Raw genomic sequence first — 24,005 nt, forward strand, 5'->3', positions numbered from 1 at the left:
AATCAACCCCGAGAATCACAACGGCGAACTGAAATTGACGATACCTTCGAACCACAAACGAAATCGAACGCCGAGTGCTAGTCGTAGACGACACGCTTATCCGGCAGAACCGACCAAATATGACGTAATGAGTACCGAGACGCCGGACGCCACGGAAAGCGAGGCGTTCGAGCAGGTCTGCGAGGCACTCGTCGAACGCATCCTCGCGGGCGACATCGAGCGCGACGACGTGGAAAGTGCCAAGCTGCAAGCCTGTTCGGAGTTCTCCGCCGCGAAAGTGCCGAAGAACTCCGAGATTCTCGACCACGCGCCGAACGACCAGCGTGAGGAGTTAGAAGCCGTGCTCCAGCGCAAACCCGTCAGAACCGCGTCGGGCGTCTCTCCGGTTGCGATCATGACCAGTCCGCACCAGTGCCCACACGGGAAATGTCTCTACTGTCCCGGCGGCCCCGGCTCCGAATTCTCCTCGTCGCAGAGCTACACGGGCCACGAACCGGCCGCGGCCCGCGGTGTCCAGAACGATTACGACCCCTACGGACAGGTCACCCTTCGGCTGGAGCAGATGCGCGAAATCGGCCATCCCGTCGATAAAGTCGAACTCATCCTGATGGGCGGGACGATGACCGCCCGAAGCCACGACTACCAGGAGTGGTTCGTCAAGCGCGCGCTGGAGGCCATGAACGACTACGACGTGAACAAGGAACCCGAACCGGCGGAAGGCGTGAGTTTCGCGCAGGATTTCAACGAGTACGAGTTTTCGTATCTGGAGGATGTTATCGCAGAAAACGAGACGAACGACGTGCGCAACATCGGCACCACGTTCGAGACGAAACCCGACTGGTGTGACCCCGAGCAGATTGACCGGATGCTCGATTTGGGCGGCACAAAGGTCGAAGTCGGCGTTCAAACCACGTTCGAGCGAATCAACCGCGAGATGCACCGCGGCCACGGCGCGCAGGCCTCTATCGACGCGAATCAGCGCCTCCGCGATTCGGCGTTCAAAGTCGGCTTCCACATGATGCCGGGGCAACCCGGCATGTCGAAGGAGATGTGCGTCGAGGACTTCCGGCGCATCTTCGAGGACGAGAAGTGGAAACCGGACTACCTGAAGATTTACCCGACGCTGGTCGTCCGCGGCACCGCCACCTACGACTGGTGGTATCAGGACGAGTACGAACCCCTGCGAAACGAGGAGGCCGCGGAACTCGTCGCGGAAATCAAGTCGATGATTCCGCGGTACGTCCGCCTCCAGCGCGTTCAGAGAGACATCCCCGCCGACTTCATCGACGCTGGAGTGTGGAAATCCAACCTCCGACAGCTCGCCCGGAAGAAGATGGACGAACACGGCTGGACCTGTGACTGCATCCGATGCAGGGAGGTCGGTATGAACGACGAGGAACCCGAAAACGTCGAACTCGACGTGCTGACCTACGAAGCGGGCGCCGGCACGGAACACTTCATCAGCTTCGAGGATTTCGACAAGGATCTGCTCGTCGGTTTCTGTCGCCTCCGGTTCCCCAGCGACCCGGTTCGTCGAGAACTCGACAACGCGGCCCTCATCCGCGAACTCCACGTCTACGGAAGCGAGGTGTCGGTCGGATCCGACAGCGAGGACACCCAACATCAACACCGCGGCTACGGTCGCCAACTGATGGAGAAAGCGGAAGACCTCGCGAGGGACACGGGCTACGAGAAACTCAGCGTCATCTCCGGTATCGGGGCGCGCGAGTACTACCGGAACAAACTCGGCTATCATCAGGACGGCCCCTACGTGAGCAAGCGGATCTGAGCAAAGCAACCGGCTTTTGTCCCGGTTTGGCCGGCTCGTATTTTTCGTCTGTGGACGAACTATTGGACAACAAGCTTACTCACCATGTCACTCGAACTCGTCGTCGTTCAAGGACTCGCCCTGCTCCTTTTCGTGTACGCGATGTATACCGTGTTAAACCCGAGTGAGTACGTAACCGACCTCATTCGCCGGTGGCTTTCGATGCCGAATGGTCGGCAGGTGATTGTGAACCGGTTCCGTCTGTGACTCCTCTTTCGCATCGATTCCTCGCACCTACTCCCATCGAGTTTCCTTCGAGAATTTCCAACACGCCGACACCGGAAGCCAGGTTGTACAAGATTTATAAGTAAGAAGCAAAAAACACCAAACGCCGATACGCGACGCTTTTCTCGTCGTTTGTCGGCACATCGGGACTGTGCGCCTCGTCGCGTGGGCACACTGGTCGGAACCCACCGGCTTCCGGAAGCCACAACCCAACACCCCTCGTCTCCAGTCGTCTTCCACTCTTCGCAAACCAAAACCGAAACACCATCTTCGTGACTATTCTACTTCGAAACTTCGTCATCGGAATCCCGTAGTCGAAACTTGAGGGAACGATCGGTCGCCGGAGAGAGGGACTGGCCACATGTGACAAGGGTGCGCTCGAAGTTCGTGAGCGACTCAGTTCGCGGCACGAAGGAGCGATTTGAAGAAGATGAGCCCACCGAAAATGACGAACGCGAGAACGAATAGCAAGCTATCCGCTACTTTTCCCCTCCCAATGAGGAGGAGCGAGAGTACTGCCGCGACGAGCGCCAAAGCGAAGGTAACGACGTCATCACTGTTCATACTCCCAACCATTCTCTAGAACGGTAAATGCTTTCTCGTCGTACTGATTCGGTTGTACGCGTTTTCGAAAAAACGGGAATCGAGTTCCCTCGTCTTCGGCGAAAACGAACGAGCGCCTCGTTACACTCGGCGTTTATTCGTCTTCGGTCTTGATGTCCGCCGACAGACCCTGGGCCATCTGGATGTCCTTCGAGTTGTTGATGGTCCATGCGGTGCGCTCTGTGACCGCTTCGATGGCTTCACGGGCGCTCGGGTAACCGTTTCCGGACTTCTTCACGCCGCCGAACGGCAGTTGAACCTCCGCACCGATGCACGGCAGGTTACCGTAGGCGAGTCCGATTTCCGCGTTGTCGCGGAAGTAGTTGACCTGGCGGTAATCCTCGCTGATGATTGCACCAGCCAGTCCGTATGGCGTGTCGTTGTGGATTTCTACTGCGTCCTCGATGTCACCCGAGTAGCTCATGAGGGCGACGTGCGGGCCGAAGACTTCCTCGTGGATACAGCGCAGGTCGGGACTGTAATCGACTTCGTAGACGAACGGGCCGACCCAGTAGCCATCCTCGAAGCCGTCCGGAATCTCGTCGTCGTCGAGTTCCTCGCGGTCAACGAGCACTTCGGCACCCTCGTCCTTGGCGAGTTGGTTGTACTTGCCGAACTTCTCGACCTGTTCCTCGTTGACCATCGGACCCATGAAGGTACCTTCGTCGAGTGGGTCACCGACCGAGACTTCCTTCGCGAGTTCGACGTAGCGCTCCTTGAACTCGTCGTACACGTCCTCGTGGACGATGAGTCGCTCGGAGGAGACACAGCGCTGACCCGTCGTCTTGAACGAGGACATGATGGCGCTGTGGACTGCGATGTCGAGGTCCGCGTTTTCGGTGATGACGATACCGTTTTTGCCACCCATCTCACAGGCCGCGAGTTTGCCGGGTTCGCCGCCGACCTTGCCCGCGATTTTGTGACCGACTTCCGAGGAACCGGTGAACAGGACGGTGTCCACGCGGTCGTCCTCGACGATGGCGTTTCCGGCGTCGCCGAAGCCTTGGACCATGTTGAACACGCCTTCGGGGACACCCGCGTCCTCGAACATCTCGGCGATGATTTGGCCACACCACGGCGTTTGCTCGGCGGGTTTCCACACGACGGTGTTCCCTTCGACCAGCGCGAGAGCCATGTGCCAGAACGGGATGGCGACCGGGAAGTTCCACGGGGTGATGCAACCGATGATGCCTCGCGGCTTCCGGCGCATGTAGGCGTCTTTCGCGCCAATTTCGCTCGGTACCACGTCGCCGTGCGGGTGGCGGGCGTTGCCCGCAGCCCATTCGACCATGTGCGCGGCCTCGACCACGTCGGCTTTTCCTTCGGAGATTTCCTTCCCGCACTCCTTCGTGATGACTTCGCCGAGTTCGTCCGTTCGTTTTTTCAGTTCGTGGTAGATGTCCCAGAGGTGTTCCGCACGGTCGATGTACGAGAGGCTTGCCCACTCGTCTTCGGCCTCCTCCGCGGCGGCCAGCGCAACGTCGATGTCCGCGGGTGTCCCTCGGTGGAACTCGCCGAGCGACTCCTTCGTCGCCGGATTGACGCTCTCGAACGTCTCGTCGCCCTCTCCCTCGCTCCACTCGCCACCGATGTAGTGACTGTAAACCTGCTCGCTAGCTTGTTGGCTCATGTTGTACTCGATGAGATTTGAGTCGGCACCATAAAAAAGACTCTTACTTGTCGGGGATACCGTCCGACGACTCAGAGAAATACGACTGCAATCCCGACAGCGGCCGCGCAAAGAACGATAGCACAGACGAACGCTATATTTTCGGGAAGTGACAGGGGAACCAGAGAGACGTTCGATGAGCTGACGTCCGGCAGGTGTTACGCCGAGCCCGGCCATGAACAACAGCACACCGGCAACGATGGGCGCAGGGTTGCATGGAGAACCGCAGCGAGAAGATGGACGAAACCAACCCCAAATACCAACATCGCGAGGGAAATCGTTCCAAATCCGAACGCGTAGCGACCTGCGCGGGGCACAGTCACGGACATATTCATAAATTCGGTCAAGCATCCAATAAGATTTCTCACCGGGGTTTTTACAGGAGAAACCTTCCGAAATCGGGTCGCCTTCGTTACTCGCCGTCCCCGTGCCAGTAGTCCACTTCGGAATCGAGTGGGAAGTAGCCGCTCAACGTCCGCCCCTCGTGGTCACCGGGTGCAGACCCGGCGAACACGCCGATTTTCTCCGAGTCGGGATACACAGACACGTCCGGTTCACGCATGGTCGAAAAACAGAGGTAGCGGAGTTCGTCGTCGGAGTCGTTGATGACCCGTCGGGCGTACTCCTCGCCGACCGGAAACGCGACGTAATCGCCCGCTTCGAGGCTCGCTTCGACGTTCTCGATTCGGAGCGTTCCCTCGCCATCGAGGACGTAAATCGCCTCTTCGTTTCCCGTGTGATAGTGGTACGGCCACGATTTCTTCCCGGGTGGAAGTTCGTAGAGGCTACACCCCAACTGCTCCCCGCCCGATTTCGCTCCCAGTTGTTTGCGGCGAATGTGGAACTCGTCCCCGTGCGATTTCTCGACCCAATCGAGAGCCGATTCGTTGACGACTCGCGGTCGTTGGTCGTGCATACGTGTGCCCTCACTGACTACAGAAAAGAGGGTATCGACTACGGAAAAGCGTTCCTGCTTGCGATCAGCTAGCCTCGCCGTCTTCGGCGTCGGCCAGTTTCTCGATTTCCCCTTTCACCGTGACGGCATCGAAATCGTGGTCGGGTCGCATGTTCACGAAATCAAGGAACTCGCGGGCGACGAGCAGTTCTTCGGCCGAGTAATGCTCTCGAGCGGCCATCACTGCGTCACGAGCGCCGATGAGGGGCGCGAGCGACGCGAGGGCACAGGCGAGGTCGTACGACCTCGCCTCGTCGATACGGTCTTCGTTCACGCTCGTCGCGTCGATGAAGTAGATTTCGTCGTTCGCGATGAGCACGTTTTCTCCCCGAAGATCACCATGCGCGAGGTTGTTGTCGTGCATGCGCGAGAGCGACTCGAATAACTCCGAGGCGTGGTCGTGCATCCCTTCGTCGGACAGTTCCTCGAACGTTTCGAACTCCGGCAGATACTCCATCACCAGCACGCCGAGATCGTCGTATTCGAAGGCCTCTATCGGTGCTGGAACGTTCAAGCCGATTTCGCGCATCTTCTTCGTCGCTTCCAGTTCGTGCTCCGCCATCTCGTTCGGGCCAGCGAAATGCTCGAAAAAGCCCTCGGTGCCGCTCGAAAACGCACCCAAATTCCGGGCACTGGTAAAGAGCGCGTGGACGAGCGAGTTCTGATCCGACGTGATTTTGACGAACCACTGGTCGTCCACGACGCAGGGGGTCGAGAGCCAGTTGTCGGCGTCGATGAACTCGACCCGAACCTCGTTGCGGTCGTATCGTTCTGCGATTTCGCGAACGACCGCTTCGATGCGAGGCCACTCTATCTTACCACGTACCAGTCGCCGGATACCCATCGCGGTTCGTTTGGTTCCCCCGACTGATAAACTCTCCCGCCGACAGTGGCGGAGTGCTGGTTCCATCAGTAATATCGTCCGAATGTGGGCACCGCTTTCGAATTCATCGATTGAGCAGACTATTTCATCAGTGACGAGCCGAGGAAGTAGCGAGCGACGGAGAGATTCTAGAAACATTTGTGAACAAGTTGGTGGTGAATCTGTATTGAATTTGAAAAATTCCTATATCCGATTCCCATCAACTGGTGAGTATGGTCAAACGGAAGATGGCGGAACTCGACCGGCGTCACTTCATAACTGCGACTGCGGCACTTACCGCGGGTGTCTTCGCAGGATGTACGAATTTGGACGGAGGAAGCGGCGGCCAGGAGCAGGACGGCGACTCGATGAACAATGACTCGATGGGTAACGATTCCATGGATAACGACTCGATGGACAACGACACAATGGGCAATGAGTCGATGGACAATGACTCGATGGGCAACGATTCCATGGATAACGACTCGATGGGAGAGAACGGTTCGATGGACGATGGAGGAAATGAATCCATGGATGACGAAACGACGACCACCGAGGGCTGATGGAGCGGTTCGGTAACGCTCGCGTCAGCCGTAACCGACTGTTCGGTACGGCGCAAGCATAGCTGAGAATCTGACACCCCACTCGAACACTCAAAACCGATACGATGAATTTCTCGACTTTCACGAACGGGATTCCAGCGTCACGGCGGGAAACGGTGAGGACGCTACTCGTCGCCCTCTTCGCCGGCATCGCTGGCGTGTCTGGATCCTATGCCTACGCAGGGGACACACCCTCGTTTATCGTCGCGCCAATCGCTGGCTTTCTCGCTCGAGCGATGCTCGCCCCAGTTGTCTCCTTCGCTATCACGACACTCGGTAGCTTCGGCGAGCTACTCAATCTCGGAACTGCGATCTTTCTCGCAGTTGCGCTGCTCGCCGGTACGTCGTTGATTGCGCTCGTCGTCGGACAGCGGTTCGAATCCGCGGTAACAGCCATCGGTTTAACGGCTTCTCTCGGATGGTTGGCTACAGCGTCCGTGACCGAAGCTACCCTGCCTGCGTTTTCTGCCCTCAGCACCGGTTTTGCAAGCGCAACCGTCATCGCCGTCAGCGAGTTGTTGCGGGGTACGAGTGGAAGCGTGGATGATACTCACAGTAGCGAGCGCCGACGACTACTCGGCGGGCTCGCAAGTGCCCTCGGAATTAGCCTCTTCGGATACTTCTTCGGAAGTCAGCAAGCGACGACATCGTCTGAGCGCCTCGAAACGACGCCGCGACGACAACAGCTGTTCGAAGAGGCCACTGCGAAGTCCCTCGACATTCCCGGAATCGACCCCCTGATTAGCGATACGGAGAGCTTCTACGAGGTCGATATCAACAACATCGACCCGGCAGTGGATACGGAAGAGTGGACGCTCTCCGTTACCGGGGCCGTCGAACAGGAACGAACCTACAGCTACACCGACATCACTTCGATGGAGGCTGACGACCGGTTCTACACCCTTCGGTGCGTCGGCGATTCGCTCAACGGAACGAAGATGGACAACGCGATTTGGACGGGAGTGCCGATTATGAACGTCGTCGACGAAGCGAAGCCGAACGGAAGCTACGTCGTTCTGCGCGCGGCGGATGATTACTACGAGGAGTTCCCGGTCGAGGCGCTTCGTGGTGGCATGCTTGCGTACGGTATGAACGGTCGAGGCCTCCCGCGCGAGCACGGTGCTCCCGTCAGGGCGCTTCTTCCCGGTCATTGGGGTGAACCGAACGTCAAGTGGATTACCGAGATAGAGTTCTCGGAAGAGGAGGTGACGGGATACTGGGAGCAACGGGGATGGCACGGAACTGGGCCGGTAAAAACGGTCGCGAAGTTCCACGCTATCAATCATCTTCCCGACGGTCGGATTCAAGTTGGCGGCCATGCGTACGCCGGTACGCGCGGAATCCAATCCGTCAAAGTCTCCGTTAACGGCGACGGCGGTCCGTGGCACGAGGCGACCCTCTCCGCACCGCTTTCCGGAGAAGCCGTGTGGCGACAGTGGGAATACACGTACGAACCGCCAGCGACGGAGTCGCACGAAGTCGTCGTTCGCGCGACTGATGGAACTGGTACCCTCCAACCGCAAGAAAGGGCCGAGCCCTTCCCCAACGGCCCGTCGGGATGGGTTTCCAGAACCGTAAATATGGCGGCGAACGAACAATGAAAAACGGATGCCTGTGCTCGTCCGAACGCTTCGGTCAGGACTGTGGGTACTCAGACGGTGGTGCCGTAACCGTACGAGATACGTTCTTTCCACGCGCCGCCGTCTCGGCGGAAGGCAGCATTCGTCGCCGCTCCGCGATACGCTCGCGCTCAGTTCCCGACGTTCGTAGCGACGGGGTCACCCCCTTTCACAGCACATTGAAAGTGATTGGTATGAGAAAGACGATGTGGCAACTGCTCACCGCGACACGTGGCGGTACGAACCGCGTTCGAATTATCCGTGCGTTAGACGAGCAACCGCGGAACGCCAACCAACTCGCGGAGGACATCGGCCAAGATTACAACACGATTCGATACCACCTCGATATGCTCGTCGATAACGACATCTTGGAAACCGAAGACAGCGATTACGCGAAGTCGTATTTCCTAACTGACCAGTTCGAACGACACAGGAAGGAGTACGAACGGATACTCCAGACGATGGACTGAGCCACATGACCGAGTTGGAGCCGTTAATAACGGGTGGGTTTGCGGGTGTGAACGTGTTACTGCTCCTCATTTTGACAGTCATGTGGGTGCGAAACTACCGAACGTTTCGGACATCCTTGATTTTAGGGCTGATTACGTTCGGCGTCGTGCTCCTCATCGAGAACGCCCTGGCGCTGTATCTCCTTTTTAGTACAGGCATGGTGTACTCGATGGACGCCGAAGTCCAACGCACGCTGGCAATTTTGCGAACGCTAGAGTTTATCGCGATCGTTACTCTCACGTACGTCACGGTGAAATAAAATAGCATCACCTCTTCTCGTGATTCCTTTGGGGGCGTCCAAAGGATCGCAACAGCAACGGTGTTGCGGTGTCCTCGTGAACGACGGAGGTGTGAGTGAGACCTCGAAGCAAGTTCCCTTGCTTTTGTGTCCTCATGAGCGAAGTGAACGAGACCTCGAAGCAGGTCTCCTGCTTCGGTGTCTTTATACTCCAACTCGCACAAATTTTGCGTATGGATTTCAACCTCCCAGACGAGCACAGGATGGTACGGGACACCGTCCGGGAGTTCTGCGACGAAGAAATCGAGCCGATTGCACAGGAAATCGAGAGTGAACACCGATTCCCTGATGAGATTTTCGACCAACTCGCTGACCTCGACATGATGGGTGTCCCGGTCAGCGAGGAGTATGGCGGACTCGGCGGCGACCAGTTGATGTACGCCCTCGTCACCGAGGAACTGGGGCGCGTTTCCGGTTCTATCGGCCTCTCCTACGCCGCACACATCTCGCTGGCGTCGAAACCTATCGAACTGTTCGGGACGGAAGCGCAGAAAGAAAGGTGGCTCACGCCGCTCGCGGAAGGCGAGTATCTCGGTTCGTGGGCGCTCACGGAACCCGGTTCCGGGTCGGACGCGAGCGACATGGACACGACTGCGGAAAAAGAGGGCGACGAGTGGGTTCTCAACGGAACGAAACAGTTCATCACCAACGCCAACGTGGCGGGGAGCGTCCTCGTCAAGGCAGTCACGGACTCCAATGCTGGCTACGGCGGCATCTCGACCTTCATCGTTGACCCCGAGGAGGACGACGGATTCGAAGTCACGACCGTCTGGGACAAGATGGGACTCAATGCCTCGCCGACATGCGAGATTCAGCTCTCGGACGTGCGTCTCTCGGAAGACCGCCTGCTCGGCGAGGAGGGCGACGGCTGGGAGCAGACGAAGAAAACGCTCGACGGCGGGCGCATCTCCATCGCCGCGCTCTCGACCGGTATCGCACAGGGTGCCTTTGAGGCCGCGAAGGAGTATAGCAAAGAGCGCGAGCAGTTCGGCAAACCGATTTCGAAGTTCGACGCCATTCGCAACAAGGTCGTGGACATGGACCGGAAAATCGAGCGTTCGCGCCTGCTGACCCACAAGGCCGCGTGCAAGTACGACGAAGGCTACTCCGTCTCCCACGAGAGCGCGCTGGCAAAACTCGACGCCAGCGAGTCAGCCCGGAAGGTTTCGGAAGATGCAGTGCAGGTGCTCGGCGGCTACGGCTACACCGAGGATTTCGCCCCGCAGCGATTCCTGCGTGACGCGAAACTGATGGAAATCGGTGAAGGGACGAGCGAGATTCAGCACCTCGTTATCGGGCGAGAATTGGGATTGTAAGCAGTAGCGAATCCTTTCTATCGGTCTTAACTGATTTCAGTACGTCGGACTCTCCTCTCGCTCCCCATCACGATTGTTCACCACGCGTGCCAAAATGAAAAGCGCATCCGACAATCGATTCAGATACGTCACGGCGTCGTCGTTGATATCCTCCTCGCTGGCCAGCGCAACCGCGCGGCGCTCGGCCCGCCGACAGACGGCACGGGCGTGGTGTAAGTTCGCCCCCGATTCGCTGCCGCCGGGAAGGATGAACGAAGTGAGCGGGTCTAACTCCTCGTCGTAGTCGTCCATCCACGATTCGAGCAATGCGGCGTGCTCGTCATCCACCTGCGGGTCGTCATCGTCAGGGTCGGGATTTGCGAAGTCGGCCTGCACGATGTGGAGGTGGTTCTGGATTTCGCGGAGTTGCCCATCCACGTCGTCGTGGCCCGTCGGTCGGCATCGTCCGATGAGGGCGTTCACCTCGTCCACCGTGCCGTAGGCCTCGATTCGTGGGCTTGCTTTCGAGACGCGGGACATGTTCTGGAGGTCGGTCTGGCCCGCGTCACCCCGTCCGGTGTAAATTTTCATGTGAGCGACTGCTCCACGTACGCCACGATTTTCTCGCTCTCGGCCATCGTAACACCCGACTCGTCGTTAACGAGAACGGGAACGCCTCGCTGGCCGCTAACGCGTTTCACTTCGTTTCGTTTCGAGTGGAGGGCTTCGACCCATTCCGTCTCGTACTCGATTCCGGCGTCATCGAGCGCGTCGTGGACTTTCTCGCAGTACGGACAGCCGTCGAGCGAGTACAGCGTTATCGAAGGCATGAGGGAATCATCGGACGCGAGCCTAAAGTAAGCTCCCCCCCGGACGATTCCTCGGGCATATTTTTCGCGTATCGCGTCGTACACCGAGTCATGGGCAAAGAACCCGGAGATGGGGAACCGCGGCGAACTCGGCCAACGACGGAGGAAAGCTACGGCATCCCCGACCACGAAACGGGACTGCTCCCGTGGGAGTTCGTCCGAAAGAAGATGGCGGACGATGAAACGTACTGGGTGACGACAACGTTGCCCGACGGTCGCCCTCACGCCCGACCAGTGTGGGGTGTTTGGGTGGACGACACATTCTACTGCGGTGGCGGCAAGAGTACCCGCTGGGTGCGGAATCTGGCGGTGTCGCCCGAAATCGTCGTTCATCGGGAAAGTGGAACGGAAGTCGTCATCATCGAGGGGCGTGCTGACCGAATCGAGGAATCGGAACCCGAACTCGTGGAGCGACTCGATGCGGCCTACGAGGGAAAGTACGGGATTCAGCACGGGACGCCCTTCTTCGAAGTACGACCCGAGACGGTCTTGGCGTGGAGCGACTACCCGGATGACGCGACACGGTGGCAATTCGACTAAGACGATTTTCGTATAGCAAAATACAATTTATTTTCTACTATTGAGCGACGATACCCAGCCACGGGTTGATACTGTCTCAGGTCGAACATCTAGCATGACCCGCGTACAGGAATTGGCGGAGTACCTGGCGGGGATCGATTCGCTCGCAATCATCTGTCACGACAATCCGGATCCGGACTGTATTGCGAGTGCACTCGCGCTCTCAGCCATTGCCAAGTTTAGCGGGGTCGAGGATACGGAACTATTCTACGGAGGGACGATTTCGCATCAACAGAATCGGGCGTTCATCAATCTGTTGCACGTGAATCTCGAACACACTGAATCGTTCGACCCGGAACGATTCGACAAAATCGCATTCGTAGACCATGCGACACCGGCAGGCCACACGGAACTCAAAGCTGTCACCCCCGACATCGTTATTGACCACCACTCGACCGAAGAGCCGAAGTGCGATTTCGTCGACCTGCGCGAGGAGTACGGATCGACTGCTGCCATCCTCGTGGAGTACATCCGCGACCTCGGGATGGAGATGAACGTGCAACTCGGCTCTGCACTGCTGTTTGCCCTCCATCGCGAACGAATCGACTTCATCCGAGACCCCACATCCCACGAGTACGAGGCCGCACTGTACGTCTATCCCCATGCGGATCTCGAACTGCTGGAACGACTGTACGGGGCTGCATTCTCACCAGCCACTGTGGACGCCATCGGTGAAGCTATTCGAAACCGTGTCCAACGGGGCGCAACCCTCGCTACCTCCGCTGGTCGAACGAGCGAGCGGGATGCACTCGCACAGGCCGCGGACTATCTTCTGAACGTCGAAGGCGTGGATACGGTGCTGGTGTTCGGCATCGTCAACGATGCAGTCGATATGAGCGCGCGGTCCATCGACCCCCGCGTACACGCGGGGAACGTCCTCCAACAGGCATTCGACGACGTGGGAAGTGCGGGCGGACATGCCGACATGGCGGGTGCCCAGATTCCGCTCGGTCTGTTCGCCGATTCGAATGCCGACGACGGGGAACTCGTGGATTTCGCCTCTCGACGGGTGTTACACCGATTTTTCGACGCCCTCCATCTTGAACGCGGAGAGGAGTAGTCGAGCGAAACCAGTATCTTAAACTGCGTGAGTCCCGGAGTGGCGAGCATGACCCTCGAAATTCAACATGACTGTCCCGAGTGTGGGGGCGAACAGACGTTTTGGCGCAGCGCGAGTACTGTTCTCCACCTCGGCGAGAAAACGAAGTGGCGCTGTTCCGAATGCGACTTCGGAATCGTTCGCATCAACGGCGACATCGACTCCGCATCGGCGTAACCTCGACTTCTCCCTTTTCAGGCTTTTCAACCCCGAGTGACGACGATGAGCCGTGGCTCTGCCGAAGTTAATAAACTTCATTACGATATATGAAATCCGACAGTCGTTCACGTCCACAGTTTTGGAGGGCTATTTTCGCGTGTTTTCAGACCTAATCGTGGCTCGACTGGCCGACATTGGTGAAGTCACAATCACTTCGATCATTACGTCGATTGTCGATGTATCGGCAGACAACTGTGGTACCATTAATGTTTTTTTGATAGTCATTCTCATATTTGTTATGAAAGCCGTCCAGTTTTCGGAGCACGGTCGCAAAGATGTTCTCGAATACGACGAGTTCGACGACCCCGAAATCGACCGCGACGAGGTTCTCATCGACGTGAAGGCTGGTGCGCTGAACCACCTCGACGTCTTCACTCGGATGGGACTGGGCGCGCTCGAGCGCCTCGACTTAGAGATGCCACACATCCCAGGCAGTGATGCCGCTGGCGTCGTCGACGAAGTAGGTGAAGACGTCGACCGGTTCGAACCGGGAGACAGGGTCGCAGTCTCTGCGGGGCTATCCTGCGGGCACTGCGAGTTTTGCCGCGATGGCGACCCGACGCTTTGTACGGATTACAAGATTATTGGTGAGCACGTCCGTGGCGTCCACAGCGAAAAAACGGCGGTGCCCTCGGAGAATCTCGTTCCCGTCCCGTCGGGTGTCGACTGGAAAACAGCAGCTGCGGCACCGCTGGTCTTCCAGACGGCCTGGCGGATGCTCGTTACCCGCGCGGAACTCCAGCCCGGCGAGTCTATCCTCGTCCTCGGTGCCAGCGGCGGGGTTGGCCACGCCGCCGTCCAAATTGCCGACTACATCGGTGCGGAGGTGTATGCGACCGCTAGCACCGAGGAAAAACTGGGGTACGCCGCTGACATCGGCGCTGACCACACCATCAACTATGACGAGAAGAACTTCGCTGACGCTATTGCCGACGCGACCGACGAGCGCGGCGTCGACGTGGTGGTAGATCACATCGGCAAGGCGACCTGGAAAGATTCGCTGGACAGCCTTGCGAAGGGCGGAACCATCGTCACATGTGGTGCCACGACGGGCCGCGACCCCGAGACGGATATCAACAGCATCTTCTGGAACCAGCTGGAGATTCACGGCTCGACGATGGGGACTCCTGGCGAAGTCGACGATGTGCTCGAACTCGTCTGGGAAGGTTCGTTCGAACCTCGTATCCGCGAGACGCTGCCGATGAGCGAAATTGAGCGTGCCCACGAAATCATCGAGGAGCGTGAAGGCTTCGGGAAGGTCGTAGTCATCCCGGACAGCGAACTGTAGTTTCGGCAGACCTTCCGCACTGGCGGTCTGTATCCGGGGTTGCGGGTAAATCATCACCCCTTACTTTTATCTTGCAGGGTGAATCCCATTTCGTACCGGATAAGCAGATGTAGTCAGTAGTCAGTCCATCCGCAAACATGGTGAAAGAAAGGAACGCATCAAAATCATTCTCCGAAGTCGTGCACGTCGGTCGTATCGACGGCAGCGGCCCGTTGCCGGACTTCCGATTCGAATTTTCGCGATACATGCTAAGTTACTGACTTCGAGTCAGAATCTCCGAGCGAAAAATCACTACTCCCACCGATTGTCGCAGTGCATAGAAATCACCGTTCGGAAACACCTACACTGTGTCACCGCATGTTTCTCTCACCCCGATTCCACTGACTGACAGTTACACGTTCGGCGCAAAATCCCGTTCCACTCGAAAGAAACGAACTGCGCGACTATTCGTCCAGCGCCTGCCACGAGAGCCGCAGATTTCTCGCGGCGCTCGCCTGGTCGATACGCTTCGCAGTCGTCTTTTCGGGTGCGGCTTCCAGCGTCTCGTCGTCTTCCGCTACGACGGCGTTGAACGCTTCGGCGAGTTGGTCGAGCGTTTCCCGACTCTCGATTTCCGTCGGTTCGGTCATCAGCGCCTCCGAGACGATTTCCGGCCACTTCGTCGTTGGCGGGTGGACGCCGTAATCGAGCATTCGCTTCGCAACGTCCGCGGCGTCCTGGTCGCCCGCGCTGGCGACGAACTCGTGATGAAACGGGCCGAACGGAACGTCGTACTCGATTTGTGAGGCCAGATAGTTCGCGTTGAGCACGGCTTTCGCGCTGGCGTCCGAGAGACCTTCGTCGCCGAGTCGCGCGATATAGGCGTAGGCTTTGACCAGCACGAGCCAGTTACCCGTGAATCCATGAACTTTGCCGATGGTCTGCTCGGGGTCGAATCGCTCGTATCGGTTGTCTACCTTTCTGACCCGCGGCGCGGGGAGGAACTCGGCCAGTTTCTCGCCGACACCGATTGGGCCAGCACCCGGGCCACCACCACCGTGTGGCGTGGCGAACGTCTTGTGGACGTTGTAGTGCATGATATCGAACCCCATGTCGCCGGGGCGAGCGCGCCCGAGCAGGGCGTTCAGGTTCGCGCCGTCGTAGTAGAGCAGCCCGCCGGCACCGTGGACGATTTCGGCGATTTCCTCGATATCGCGCTCGAACAGGCCGAGCGTGTTCGGGTTGGTGAGCATGAACAGCGCGGTGCTGTCGCCGACGGCGGCCGAGAGTGCGTCCAAATCGACGCGTCCGTCCTCGGCACTCGGCAGTTCGACCACATCGTATCCGCCGAGTGCGGCACTGGCAGGGTTGGTTCCATGGGCACTGTCGGGAACGATGATTTCGGTGCGTTGGTCACCCTCGCCGTTTGCCTCGTGGTAGGCTTTCGTGACGAGGATTCCGGTGAACTCACCCGCCGCACCCGCAGGCGGTTGGAGACTCACCGCATCCATACCGCCGATTTTGCCGAGATACTCTTGCAACCCGTGCATCAGTTCGAGCGTTCCCTGCACGCTTGCCTCGGAGCGGTCGGGGTGGATACTCGCGCCCGGAAGCGCGGCCACGTCTTCGGTGAACTTCGGATTGTACTTCATCGTACAGGAACCGAGTGGGTACGGCCCGCTGTCGATGCCGTAGTTCATCTGGCTGAGTCGCGTGTAGTGGCGCGCCAGTTCGGGTTCCGAGAGATCCGGCAATTCGAGGCTATCGCGGGTCAACTCGTCCGGCAGGGACGAGTCTACTTCGACAGCGTAGCCGTCTTTCTCCGAGAGGAGCGGTTCGTACAGATTTTCATCTTCGTGTTGCCACGTCGCTTGGGTATACTTCATCATGCCACCTCCTCGAACAGTGTGACGAACTCGCCGACAGCGTGTTCGTTCACGTCAGTCACGCAGACTTGCACCTCGTGTTCGCCGACTTCGTGCACCGCAAAGCCGCGTTCTTCGAGGTCGGCGACGATTGGCGGTGCCGGTTGGTCGGTGCGCGCGACGAATTCACGGAAATGGTGTCGGTCGTAAACCGGGGCCTGAACGCCGTTGATGTCGTCTAATCGCTGAGCGAGGTCGTCGGCCAACGTGACGCATTTTTCCGCCAGTTCGACCAGTCCGGACGACCCGAGATATGCGATGTGGATTGCGGTTCGAAGCGCGACCCACGCCTGATTCGTACAGATGTTCGAAGTCGCCCGCTCCCGGCGGATATGCTGTTCGCGCGTCTGGAGCGTGAGCGTGAATGCGCGATTGTCGTCCACGTCTTCACTGATTCCGATTAGCCTGCCCGGCACTTGTCGAACGAACTGTTCGCGCGTTGCGAACAGACCGAGACCCATCCCGTAACTCGCTGGCAGGCCGAGCGTCGCCGCATCGCCGACGACTACGTCGACACCGACATCGGCGGGTTTCTGCAACAGTGCGAGTGCGACCGGGTCGGAACCGAGGCAGAACAGCGCCTCGTGGTCATGTGCGAGGTCACCGATTGCGGTGAGGTTTTCCTCGATGGTACCTAGGGTCGTAGGGCTCTCCGCGTACACCATCACAACGTCGTCGTCCATCGCTTCGGACAGTGCGTTCACATCGACGTTTCCGTCGTCGGTGCCGAACTCCTCGACGGTGAGTCCCGGCCCTTCGGTGTAGTTTTCGAGGACGCTTCGACGCTCGGGCAGCAGATACTCCGGCACGAGCACTTTGTCGCCGCTGGTCTGGCGAACCCGCGAGGCCAGCAACGCCGACTCCGCCAGCGCCGTCGCGTGGTCGTACATCGAGGCGTTGGCGATTTCCAACCCAGTTAGTTCCACCAACATCGACTGGTACTCGAACAGTGCTTGCAGAAATCCCTGTGTGACTTCGGGTTGATACTGTGTGTACGAAGTCAGAAACTCTGACCGATCCGCGATGTGGTCGACCAGCGATGGCATGTAATGACTGTACTGTCCTCTCCCGAGGAACTCGGTCAGATTCCGGTTTTCGCCGAGTGTTCGCTGTAACTCGTGTCGGGTTGCCTGTTCCGACCGCTTTTCGATGCCGAACTCTCCGTCGAATCGAACCGCCTCGGGAATGTCGAAGAGGTCTTCGACGCTCTCGACGCCGACCGCGTCGAGCATCGCCGCCGTCTCCTCGACCGTGTGCGGTGCGTACGGACTCCCCGTACTCGCGTTGCCTCCGGTCATTGACTGCGGCTAGGGAGCGCACCCCTTTAATATAGGTGGAAAGCGGATGCCCGCACTGCACATTCGTGTATAAACCTATGGATTCACCGAGAAAAAACCGGAAAAGTATGCACGATAGCGCAAACAATCTCCGTATTTTCCCGTGGTCGGTTACCACGTGTATCCACCGCAGTCGCTGGGAACGATGGTTCGAAACAGGTGTGAGAAAATTCGAAACGGTCGCGTTACTCGATCTGGTTGCGGTACTCCTCCGCGGACAGCAGGTCGTCGAGTTCGCTCTGGTCGTCCACCTCGACTTCGAGCATCCAACCGTCACCGAACGGATCTTCGTTGACCAGTTCTGGCGTGTTTTCGAGGTCGCCGTTGACGGCCGTGACGGTTCCCGAAACGGGGGAGTAGAGGTCGGACACCGCCTTGATGCTCTCCACGACGCCGAACTCGTCGCCCTGCGTGAGTTCGTCGCCTTCGCTCGGTAGTTCGACGAAAACCACGTCGCCCAGTTCGTCCTGCGCGAAATCGGAGATGCCGATTTTTGCGGTGCCGTCGGTTACGTTTACCCACTCGTGCGATTCAAGATACTTGCGGTTTTCAGGTACTTTGAAGCTCATTATTTGTCTTTCAGGAAGGGTGTGCTCTCAATCTTTGCTTTCTTCGACTGGCCACGCACCATCACGCGGATGACGGTTCCCGGGTCTGCGTACTCCGTCGGCACGTAGCCCAGACCGATGGGTTCGTTCAACGTCGGACTCATCGTTCCGCTCGTGACCGTGCCGATGATGGTGTCATCGGTGTTGGTGATATCGTAGCCGTGACGGGGAACGCCTCGGTCGACGAGTCGGAAGCCGACGAACGTCTCCTCGACGCCATCCTCTTTCGCTCGTTCGAGCGCGTCACGTCCCACGAACTCCGTATCGAGTTTCACGGTGAAACTTACTTTGGCCTCGTAGGGGTTGCGGGGGTCGTTCTCGTGGTTGAAATCCTGCCCGGACAGGAGGAATCCCATCTCGGTGCGAAGCGTGTCGCGGGATCCGAGACCGCACGGTTGGCAGTCGAAGGCGTCCCAGACGGTTTCGGCGTCGTCCCACGGGCAGATGAATTCGAATCCGTCTTCTCCCGTGTACCCGGTGCGCGCGACCCAGCATCGCGCGCCCGCGATGGTCGCGTACATCGCCTCGAATTTCGAGAGGTCGATGACGGACTCGTCCGTCACTTCGCTCACGGCGTCGGCGGCATCCGGCCCTTGTACCGCATACATCGCATAATCGTCCGTCGCGTTCCGAACTTCCGCGTCGAGTTCCCACTCGTTTCGGAACCGCTTCCAGCGGTCGTGCATCTGCTCGTCGTGGCCCGCGTTCGGGATGAACAGATAGTCGGACTCATCGTCCTCAGGAAGTCGGTAAACGACGGTGTCGTCGATGATAGCACCGTCCTCGTCGGTGATCATCGAGTACTGGGAGTCGCCCGGGGACAACTGCGTCACGTCGTTCGTCGTCAATCGCTGCATGAGCTGTTCGGCATCCGGCCCGCTAACTTCTATCTCGCCCATGTGGGAGACGTCGAAGATGCCGACGGAATCGCGAACGCTCTGATGCTCTTCTTTTATCGAATCGAACTCGACAGGCATGTCCCACCCGCCGAACTCGGTAAACGTCGCGCCCCGCTCATCGTGTCGGTCGCGCAACGGCGGTTTCCGAAGGGGCATACTCGAACCGTCGGAGCGAGGGAAGTAATGTTTTGGTTTCTCTGTCGCACCATGCCGGTACCGTAGTCGAAGACTTATCAATATGTGTTCATATTATGCCGGTTCGATGACGATTTGTCCGTCGCGCTTCTTGAAGACGAGCCGGTCACCCTCTTCGACTTCTATCCCTTCGTCCGCGAATTCCTCGCGAACGGCCTTGATGAGGCTGATTCGCCATCGTTGGGTTACGGTCGTCGTGCCGAGAATTTGTTCGGAAGACATCTACAGCCCTCATCGTAATCGGTACTGTTATGGATTTGTAGCTATTTCGTCGCAATAGTTACAAATGACTATTTCGACGCCGAAGTTCGTGCGACGACCGCGCGAACGAGGATGCGTTTGGAGCCTCGTTCGCGATCGGACCCACCGACCGGAACGATGGACGACATCGCGACGTTCGACACGGGCACCGTCGCGGCATTCGCCGGTGACCACTGGCAGCTGCCGCTGTACGTAACAGTGCCGACCTCCGACGGACTGGCGAAAAGACAGTTCGATACGACCAGGTTCGCCGATGCTATCGAGGCTACGGAGCAGTTGCTCACCGAACACACACCCGACAGCGTGTGGCTGTTGCATCACGCATCGCTCGTCGATTGTCTCTGTCCAGTCACCGTCGGAGTACTCGAATCGAGACTGGCACGAACAGCATCCACTATCGATGCGACGTTCGTGACGTGGACGGAGGCCTCGACACCGGCGAGCGACGGAATTTATGACTCCGTCGTCGAGTCTTGAACCCGCGCAAGCAGGTCGGTCGCTTCGAGTGCGACATCCGTGCTCGCACACGAGGGGCACTGAATGGCGAGCGACCAATCGAGCGGTTCGACGTCGCTCGTGACGTGAGCAACGATGTCGAGAAGCAAAACGAACGAATCGGAGTGTCAACATTTTCGGCAGGTCATGGATGGTCAGACCGACTGGTGTATTCACGTTGTCGGCCAGTTCGAACTGGTTTCGTTTCTGTATTTCAACGTTCGGGTCAGTTACTACCCAAGGAAAACAGTTCGGTCAATCATCACCGAAGGGAACCAATTCGGTCAGTCGTTGCTGGTAGAAAGACCGTATTCATCGACGCGTGCGCGCCAGAACTCCCTGTATCCTTCCTTCTCCGGATCTTCTCGGACCGTGCTCTCACCGCCGTCGACGCGGTCGAGTTTGAGGTCGACCTCCTCCAACAGTCGCTCACCCACGTCGTCGCTGACGACGCCGGAACGCATCGCGTCCATAATGGCGCTCTTTTCTTCTTTCAGGACGCGACGCTCCCCGACGAGGAGTTCTTCCCTGCGCAGGTCGGGATTATCCATGAGCAGTTGTGAGATGGCCGAATTCAGGTCGTCTTTTTCGTGTTCGTATTCGCCGCGGAAGTCCTCGTATACGTCGCCGGGGAGTTCCCCCTTGTTGTGGAGCCGTTTCGCGGCATTGAGCGCGGAGTCCACTGCCCGGGCGCGACCGAGAAGGAGTTCATACAGCTCTTCCGCTTCGCTTCGGGTGACGACGCCGAGTCTGTCGAGCAGGTTTCCCATTGTCAATCCCTGCACGACGAGGCTGAACGCGGCGACGCCGAACACCATCGCACGGAGTTGCGTCACGCGGGGAAAGTTGTCTGGCAGAACGAGCACGAGCGCGATAGGAATTGAGGCGTGAAGCCCGCCCCAAACCATCACGTGCTGATACGAGAGCGGAACCGTCCGATTGCTGTATCGATTCACGATGCCCGTAATCGGATAGACGATGAGTGCGCGAACCGCTAGCGTCAGCACGATGGCGATTGCGATTATTTGCCAGTTGTCGAGCATCTGGGCGATGGGCGTTTTCGCGCCGATCAGGACGAAGATGAGCGTGTTGACGAGGAAGGCCGCCGTCTCCCACGTGTTGAAGATGGAAATCTTGGTCTGGGGGCTCATCGCGTACTCCGCACCCTGATTCCCGATGAACAGGCCAGCGGCGACGGTGGCAATGACGCCACTGACGTGGAGGTAATGTTCGGCCAGCAGGAAACTCCCGTAGGCGAGGATTAGCGTGAGCACGATTTCGGTCATATGCTCGTCCAGGTTGACCATGATGCGATAGATGAGATAGCCTGCCGCGAGCCCGACGAGCAAGCCTCCAAGACTGGAAACAACGATTTCGATACCCGCGTCGGCGATGACTTCTGGGGAAATGAGTTCCGATAGCGCGGTGTTATTCTCCACCGAGTCTTGCACCAGTAAGAACAGCGTCGAGAAAATCACGACGCCGACACCGTCGTTGAGCAGGCTTTCACCTTCGACCAGTACCGACAACCGCTCCGGTGCGCCGAGTTCTTCGAACAGCGCAAGCACCGAAACGGGGTCGGTCGGCAGTACCATCGCGGCGAACAGCAGGGCGAGCAACAGCGGATAGCCGAAGGCATAGCTTCCGACCCACCCTAAAATCAAAACCGAGATAATCAACCCTGGAACAGCGAGCGCCAACACGGGAACGATGTTCTCCCGAAACCGTTCCAAGTCGGTCGTTGCCGCCCCTTCGAACAGAAGCGGTGGCAAGAGGACGAGTAGGATGAGGTCGTGTGAGAGCGTAATGTCGATGTTGAGGCCGAGAATCGAGACGGCAAGTCCGGCGAGGAGCAGGGCGATAGTGTACGGAAAGCGGCCGACTTTTGCGACGAAGACGCCGACGCCTCCCGCGATGATGAAAACCGCGAGCAAATCGATGAGACCTGCTTCGATTCCCGATGATGCAGCCATGTCTGGCGGTTGGGTCGGGATGTAATTAAAGATTAAAGCCGAACAATCAGTGACGCCGTCGTCGTCACTCGACAAGCATCGAAACGGGAGAATGGGAACCGATCGATCGACTGCGGTTACTTGTACTCCGTGATGGTCAGGTCGTAGCTTCCCGACCCGCTGTAGGAGTCAACGTCGATCTGCAGAGCCGTCGAGGTGTCAGGGTTGTCGATGGTGATTGTTTCCTGACTGTTGGTGCTCGTGGATGCGTAGTCGTAGTTGCTCGGACTTGCGGCCGTCGTCGTGCCTTCGTTGACGTAGAGGTCGAAGTCGGCGCTCGATGGGCCGTTGAGTTCGAGTTTGATCTGGCTTGGACTGCTGTACTCCCAGTTCCACGAGTAGTCGGCGTAGTCGGCGTAGCTCGATAGCGAGCCACTGACCGTTTCGGTGAAGGAGTCTCCGCCGCCACCGCCGCCACCGCTACCGGGTTCGGTGGTGACTGCGTTGTTGGCGTTGACCTGACCGGCACCCTGCTTGTTCGAGGAGAGGCCGATGTCCTTCGCGGTGTCCTTCAGGTGGGTACGCAGTTCGTTGTTCGTGAGGCTCGGCCACTGTGCGAGCGTCAATCCAGCGACACCGGACGTGACGGGCGTCGCCATCGAGGTACCGCTGAACTGTGCATAGCTGTCGGTCGGAATCGTGGAGAGAATGTCCACACCAGGTGCGGCGAGGTCGACGTCGCCGTACTGGGAGAACGAGGCGAGGTTCTCGTTGCTGTCAACAGCCGAGATAGCCATACATTCGCTGTAGGCTGCCGGGTAGGAGACACTGCTACTCCCGTTGTTACCAGCGGCACAGATGATGAGCGAACCTTGGTTGTTCGCGTACGACACCGCGTTCTTCATCGTGCTCGTGTATCCACCGCCACCGAGCGACATGTTGATGATGTCCGCGCCTTGGTCTGCGGCCCATTCGACTGCGTCCGCGATGTCGGCCGTCGAACCGCTGCCGCTCTCGTCGAGCGCGCGGCCGTTGATGAGCGAGGAGTTACCCTGGCCAGCGACGCCAGTGCCGTTGTCAACGACTGCGGCGGCACAGCCGGAAACGTGAGTGGCGTGCTGTTCTTCCGATGGGACGTCCGGGTATGGGTCGGAGTCGCCATCAGCGAAGTCTTGTCCGGGGTTGGATTTGTAGTTCGCGGCGAGGTCGGGGTGGTCGTACTGTGCGCCCGTGTCCACGACTGCGATGGTGACGTCCGAGGAGCCGGTTCCTGCCGTGTCCCATGCGGTGTCGGATTCCACTTGTTGTGGCGCATACTGGCTTCCGAACTGCGGGTCATTCGGGGTCAGCTGCGTCGAGAGCGTCTCGTTTTTCTCGGCATATTTGATGCCGTCCCGCTTTTTGATAGCATTGATGAAGTTCTCGCGGGCAGTCTCGTTGCCGGGAACTTTCACTGCGACGTAGCGAAGCTTCTCGTTTTTGTGAACGATTTCGGCGTTGCCCATCGTGTACTGGGCGACCTTCTGTTCGATGTCTCCCTCACCCGCAGAGATACCGACCAGTACTTCGTCTTCCTTTGGCCCTGGTTTACGACCCGGCGTCGCTACAGTGACCCCACCAAGGGCTGCAGTCGCACCAATTGCGCCGGTCGTTTTCAGGAATGTCCGCCTGTCAAATCGAGATGTGTTGTCGTCTACCATACAGCACGCTATCAAACCGCCTACCAATATTTAAATTTTATTTATTCAAATAAGAAAACTGTAGAATTGGAAAAATAAATAAAGCCGAAATTTCGTGATACTAATTGATAGTATGAGTACGATAATTATATGAA

Annotated in this window: 26 protein-coding genes; 12 read left to right on the forward strand and 14 right to left on the reverse strand. The window is 58.3% G+C overall.

Annotation, left to right across the window (positions count from 1 at the left end; all coding sequences use genetic code 11):
* Positions 1-127 precede the first annotated feature (127 nt).
* Together ACN2TU_RS08820 and ACN2TU_RS08825 are read left to right on the forward strand one after the other, a co-directional pair.
* On the forward strand, positions 128-1,789 hold the full coding sequence (locus tag ACN2TU_RS08820) for a tRNA uridine(34) 5-carboxymethylaminomethyl modification radical SAM/GNAT enzyme Elp3 (RefSeq protein ID WP_435154733.1): 1,662 nt from the start codon (positions 128-130) through the stop codon (positions 1,787-1,789).
* Positions 1,790-1,873: 84 nt separating this feature from the next.
* The gene (locus ACN2TU_RS08825; RefSeq protein WP_435154734.1) at positions 1,874-2,035 is read left to right on the forward strand and encodes a hypothetical protein; all 162 of its coding nucleotides are present in this window, start codon (positions 1,874-1,876) and stop codon (positions 2,033-2,035) included.
* A 414-nt stretch (positions 2,036-2,449) separates the two neighbouring features.
* Here the strand turns inward: ACN2TU_RS08825 and ACN2TU_RS08830 are convergent, their stop codons facing one another.
* The 4 genes from ACN2TU_RS08830 to ACN2TU_RS08845 form a co-directional block, all read right to left on the reverse strand.
* Entirely contained in the window at positions 2,450-2,617 is a 168-nt protein-coding gene (locus tag ACN2TU_RS08830; protein WP_435154735.1) for a hypothetical protein, read from the reverse strand.
* Positions 2,618-2,750: 133 nt separating this feature from the next.
* A complete protein-coding gene (locus ACN2TU_RS08835; RefSeq protein WP_435154736.1) occupies positions 2,751-4,286 on the reverse strand; it encodes an aldehyde dehydrogenase family protein in 1,536 nt (511 codons plus the stop codon).
* 451 nt (positions 4,287-4,737) lie between these two features.
* The gene (locus ACN2TU_RS08840; RefSeq protein ID WP_435154737.1) at positions 4,738-5,241 is read right to left on the reverse strand and encodes a cupin domain-containing protein; all 504 of its coding nucleotides are present in this window, start codon (positions 5,239-5,241) and stop codon (positions 4,738-4,740) included.
* A 64-nt stretch (positions 5,242-5,305) separates the two neighbouring features.
* The gene (locus ACN2TU_RS08845) at positions 5,306-6,124 is read right to left on the reverse strand and encodes an RIO1 family regulatory kinase/ATPase domain-containing protein (RefSeq protein ID WP_435156157.1); all 819 of its coding nucleotides are present in this window, start codon (positions 6,122-6,124) and stop codon (positions 5,306-5,308) included.
* A 251-nt stretch (positions 6,125-6,375) separates the two neighbouring features.
* On the opposite strand from ACN2TU_RS08845, the gene ACN2TU_RS08850 reads away from it, so the two are divergent.
* The 5 genes from ACN2TU_RS08850 to ACN2TU_RS08870 all read left to right on the forward strand — a co-directional run bounded on the left by ACN2TU_RS08850 (position 6,376) and on the right by ACN2TU_RS08870 (position 10,487).
* On the forward strand, positions 6,376-6,705 hold the full coding sequence (locus ACN2TU_RS08850; RefSeq protein WP_435154739.1) for a hypothetical protein: 330 nt from the start codon (positions 6,376-6,378) through the stop codon (positions 6,703-6,705).
* Between the two features lie 104 nt (positions 6,706-6,809).
* Positions 6,810-8,345 carry a molybdopterin-dependent oxidoreductase gene (locus ACN2TU_RS08855; RefSeq protein ID WP_435154740.1) on the forward strand — a complete coding sequence of 512 codons (1,536 nt, stop codon included), beginning with the start codon at positions 6,810-6,812 and terminating at the stop codon, positions 8,343-8,345.
* Positions 8,346-8,557: 212 nt separating this feature from the next.
* Positions 8,558-8,833, forward strand: a complete 276-nt coding sequence (locus ACN2TU_RS08860) for a winged helix-turn-helix domain-containing protein (RefSeq protein ID WP_435154742.1) — start codon at positions 8,558-8,560, stop codon at positions 8,831-8,833.
* A gap of 5 nt (positions 8,834-8,838) precedes the next feature.
* Entirely contained in the window at positions 8,839-9,132 is a 294-nt protein-coding gene (locus ACN2TU_RS08865; RefSeq protein ID WP_435154743.1) for a DUF8036 family membrane protein, read from the forward strand.
* 212 nt (positions 9,133-9,344) lie between these two features.
* On the forward strand, positions 9,345-10,487 hold the full coding sequence (locus tag ACN2TU_RS08870) for an acyl-CoA dehydrogenase family protein (protein WP_435154745.1): 1,143 nt from the start codon (positions 9,345-9,347) through the stop codon (positions 10,485-10,487).
* A 36-nt stretch (positions 10,488-10,523) separates the two neighbouring features.
* Here ACN2TU_RS08870 and ACN2TU_RS08875 read toward each other — a convergent pair whose 3' ends face one another.
* Positions 10,524-11,057 carry a cob(I)yrinic acid a,c-diamide adenosyltransferase gene (locus ACN2TU_RS08875; RefSeq protein ID WP_435154746.1) on the reverse strand — a complete coding sequence of 178 codons (534 nt, stop codon included), beginning with the start codon at positions 11,055-11,057 and terminating at the stop codon, positions 10,524-10,526.
* Positions 11,054-11,296: a glutaredoxin family protein gene (locus tag ACN2TU_RS08880; RefSeq protein ID WP_435154747.1), complete on the reverse strand. Its 243-nt coding sequence runs from the start codon at positions 11,294-11,296 to the stop codon at positions 11,054-11,056. Before ACN2TU_RS08880 ends, ACN2TU_RS08875 begins: the two co-directional genes overlap by 4 nt.
* 90 nt (positions 11,297-11,386) lie before the next feature.
* On the opposite strand from ACN2TU_RS08880, the gene ACN2TU_RS08885 reads away from it, so the two are divergent.
* The 4 genes from ACN2TU_RS08885 (at position 11,387) to ACN2TU_RS08900 (ending at position 14,520) form a co-directional block, all read left to right on the forward strand.
* Positions 11,387-11,875, forward strand: a complete 489-nt coding sequence (locus ACN2TU_RS08885; protein WP_435154748.1) for a pyridoxamine 5'-phosphate oxidase family protein — start codon at positions 11,387-11,389, stop codon at positions 11,873-11,875.
* Positions 11,876-11,969: 94 nt separating this feature from the next.
* Complete coding sequence (locus tag ACN2TU_RS08890; RefSeq protein ID WP_435154749.1) at positions 11,970-12,974, forward strand: DHH family phosphoesterase; 1,005 nt, start codon at positions 11,970-11,972, stop codon at positions 12,972-12,974.
* 48 nt (positions 12,975-13,022) lie between these two features.
* Entirely contained in the window at positions 13,023-13,190 is a 168-nt protein-coding gene (locus ACN2TU_RS08895; protein ID WP_435154750.1) for a DUF7838 family putative zinc beta-ribbon protein, read from the forward strand.
* 280 nt (positions 13,191-13,470) lie between these two features.
* Entirely contained in the window at positions 13,471-14,520 is a 1,050-nt protein-coding gene (locus ACN2TU_RS08900) for a zinc-binding dehydrogenase (RefSeq protein WP_435154751.1), read from the forward strand.
* Between the two features lie 443 nt (positions 14,521-14,963).
* Here ACN2TU_RS08900 and gcvPB read toward each other — a convergent pair whose 3' ends face one another.
* The 5 genes from gcvPB to ACN2TU_RS08925 all read right to left on the reverse strand — a co-directional run bounded on the left by gcvPB (position 14,964) and on the right by ACN2TU_RS08925 (position 19,685).
* Positions 14,964-16,385, reverse strand: a complete 1,422-nt coding sequence (gcvPB, locus tag ACN2TU_RS08905) for an aminomethyl-transferring glycine dehydrogenase subunit GcvPB (RefSeq protein ID WP_435156159.1) — start codon at positions 16,383-16,385, stop codon at positions 14,964-14,966.
* Positions 16,385-17,722 (reverse strand): aminomethyl-transferring glycine dehydrogenase subunit GcvPA, encoded by a 1,338-nt coding sequence (gene gcvPA, locus ACN2TU_RS08910; RefSeq protein WP_435154753.1) that lies wholly within the window; start codon positions 17,720-17,722, stop codon positions 16,385-16,387. Before gcvPA ends, gcvPB begins: the two co-directional genes overlap by 1 nt.
* A 224-nt stretch (positions 17,723-17,946) precedes the next feature.
* Positions 17,947-18,330, reverse strand: coding sequence for a glycine cleavage system protein GcvH (gcvH, locus tag ACN2TU_RS08915; protein WP_435154754.1), 384 nt, complete (start codon positions 18,328-18,330; stop codon positions 17,947-17,949).
* Positions 18,330-19,424: a glycine cleavage system aminomethyltransferase GcvT gene (gene gcvT / locus ACN2TU_RS08920; RefSeq protein ID WP_435154755.1), complete on the reverse strand. Its 1,095-nt coding sequence runs from the start codon at positions 19,422-19,424 to the stop codon at positions 18,330-18,332. The genes gcvH and gcvT overlap by 1 nt, the downstream gene beginning before the upstream one ends.
* Before the next feature lie 93 nt (positions 19,425-19,517).
* Positions 19,518-19,685, reverse strand: a complete 168-nt coding sequence (locus ACN2TU_RS08925; protein ID WP_435154757.1) for a hypothetical protein — start codon at positions 19,683-19,685, stop codon at positions 19,518-19,520.
* A gap of 156 nt (positions 19,686-19,841) precedes the next feature.
* Here ACN2TU_RS08925 and ACN2TU_RS08930 point away from each other — a divergent pair, with 156 nt between their 5' ends.
* Positions 19,842-20,201 (forward strand): hypothetical protein, encoded by a 360-nt coding sequence (locus ACN2TU_RS08930; protein WP_435154759.1) that lies wholly within the window; start codon positions 19,842-19,844, stop codon positions 20,199-20,201.
* Here ACN2TU_RS08930 and ACN2TU_RS08935 read toward each other — a convergent pair.
* From ACN2TU_RS08935 to ACN2TU_RS08945, 3 genes are all read right to left on the reverse strand, one after another.
* Complete coding sequence (locus ACN2TU_RS08935; protein ID WP_435154761.1) at positions 20,177-20,329, reverse strand: hypothetical protein; 153 nt, start codon at positions 20,327-20,329, stop codon at positions 20,177-20,179. The genes ACN2TU_RS08930 and ACN2TU_RS08935 overlap by 25 nt on opposite strands.
* A gap of 174 nt (positions 20,330-20,503) precedes the next feature.
* Positions 20,504-22,192, reverse strand: coding sequence for a Na+/H+ antiporter (locus tag ACN2TU_RS08940; RefSeq protein ID WP_435154763.1), 1,689 nt, complete (start codon positions 22,190-22,192; stop codon positions 20,504-20,506).
* Between the two features lie 116 nt (positions 22,193-22,308).
* Positions 22,309-23,871 carry a S8 family serine peptidase gene (locus ACN2TU_RS08945; RefSeq protein WP_435154764.1) on the reverse strand — a complete coding sequence of 521 codons (1,563 nt, stop codon included), beginning with the start codon at positions 23,869-23,871 and terminating at the stop codon, positions 22,309-22,311.
* Between the last annotated feature and the right edge of the window lie 134 nt (positions 23,872-24,005).

Source organism: Haladaptatus marinus (assembly GCF_051194195.1).

What these genes read in the sequence shown, in the direction of transcription:
- ACN2TU_RS08820 (WP_435154733.1), top strand. Translation starts at nt 128, where the DNA reads ATGAGTACCGAGACGCCGGACGCCACGGAAAGCGAGGCGTTCGAGCAG.
- ACN2TU_RS08825 (WP_435154734.1), top strand. Translation starts at nt 1,874, where the DNA reads ATGTCACTCGAACTCGTCGTCGTTCAAGGACTCGCCCTGCTCCTTTTC.
- ACN2TU_RS08830 (WP_435154735.1), bottom strand. Translation starts at nt 2,617, where the DNA reads ATGAACAGTGATGACGTCGTTACCTTCGCTTTGGCGCTCGTCGCGGCA.
- ACN2TU_RS08835 (WP_435154736.1), bottom strand. Translation starts at nt 4,286, where the DNA reads ATGAGCCAACAAGCTAGCGAGCAGGTTTACAGTCACTACATCGGTGGC.
- ACN2TU_RS08840 (WP_435154737.1), bottom strand. Translation starts at nt 5,241, where the DNA reads ATGCACGACCAACGACCGCGAGTCGTCAACGAATCGGCTCTCGATTGG.
- ACN2TU_RS08845 (WP_435156157.1), bottom strand. Translation starts at nt 6,124, where the DNA reads ATGGGTATCCGGCGACTGGTACGTGGTAAGATAGAGTGGCCTCGCATC.
- ACN2TU_RS08850 (WP_435154739.1), top strand. Translation starts at nt 6,376, where the DNA reads ATGGTCAAACGGAAGATGGCGGAACTCGACCGGCGTCACTTCATAACT.
- ACN2TU_RS08855 (WP_435154740.1), top strand. Translation starts at nt 6,810, where the DNA reads ATGAATTTCTCGACTTTCACGAACGGGATTCCAGCGTCACGGCGGGAA.
- ACN2TU_RS08860 (WP_435154742.1), top strand. Translation starts at nt 8,558, where the DNA reads ATGAGAAAGACGATGTGGCAACTGCTCACCGCGACACGTGGCGGTACG.
- ACN2TU_RS08865 (WP_435154743.1), top strand. Translation starts at nt 8,839, where the DNA reads ATGACCGAGTTGGAGCCGTTAATAACGGGTGGGTTTGCGGGTGTGAAC.
- ACN2TU_RS08870 (WP_435154745.1), top strand. Translation starts at nt 9,345, where the DNA reads ATGGATTTCAACCTCCCAGACGAGCACAGGATGGTACGGGACACCGTC.
- ACN2TU_RS08875 (WP_435154746.1), bottom strand. Translation starts at nt 11,057, where the DNA reads ATGAAAATTTACACCGGACGGGGTGACGCGGGCCAGACCGACCTCCAG.
- ACN2TU_RS08880 (WP_435154747.1), bottom strand. Translation starts at nt 11,296, where the DNA reads ATGCCTTCGATAACGCTGTACTCGCTCGACGGCTGTCCGTACTGCGAG.
- ACN2TU_RS08885 (WP_435154748.1), top strand. Translation starts at nt 11,387, where the DNA reads ATGGGCAAAGAACCCGGAGATGGGGAACCGCGGCGAACTCGGCCAACG.
- ACN2TU_RS08890 (WP_435154749.1), top strand. Translation starts at nt 11,970, where the DNA reads ATGACCCGCGTACAGGAATTGGCGGAGTACCTGGCGGGGATCGATTCG.
- ACN2TU_RS08895 (WP_435154750.1), top strand. Translation starts at nt 13,023, where the DNA reads ATGACCCTCGAAATTCAACATGACTGTCCCGAGTGTGGGGGCGAACAG.
- ACN2TU_RS08900 (WP_435154751.1), top strand. Translation starts at nt 13,471, where the DNA reads ATGAAAGCCGTCCAGTTTTCGGAGCACGGTCGCAAAGATGTTCTCGAA.
- gcvPB (WP_435156159.1), bottom strand. Translation starts at nt 16,385, where the DNA reads ATGAAGTATACCCAAGCGACGTGGCAACACGAAGATGAAAATCTGTAC.
- gcvPA (WP_435154753.1), bottom strand. Translation starts at nt 17,722, where the DNA reads ATGACCGGAGGCAACGCGAGTACGGGGAGTCCGTACGCACCGCACACG.
- gcvH (WP_435154754.1), bottom strand. Translation starts at nt 18,330, where the DNA reads ATGAGCTTCAAAGTACCTGAAAACCGCAAGTATCTTGAATCGCACGAG.
- gcvT (WP_435154755.1), bottom strand. Translation starts at nt 19,424, where the DNA reads ATGCCCCTTCGGAAACCGCCGTTGCGCGACCGACACGATGAGCGGGGC.
- ACN2TU_RS08925 (WP_435154757.1), bottom strand. Translation starts at nt 19,685, where the DNA reads ATGTCTTCCGAACAAATTCTCGGCACGACGACCGTAACCCAACGATGG.
- ACN2TU_RS08930 (WP_435154759.1), top strand. Translation starts at nt 19,842, where the DNA reads ATGGACGACATCGCGACGTTCGACACGGGCACCGTCGCGGCATTCGCC.
- ACN2TU_RS08940 (WP_435154763.1), bottom strand. Translation starts at nt 22,192, where the DNA reads ATGGCTGCATCATCGGGAATCGAAGCAGGTCTCATCGATTTGCTCGCG.
- ACN2TU_RS08945 (WP_435154764.1), bottom strand. Translation starts at nt 23,871, where the DNA reads ATGGTAGACGACAACACATCTCGATTTGACAGGCGGACATTCCTGAAA.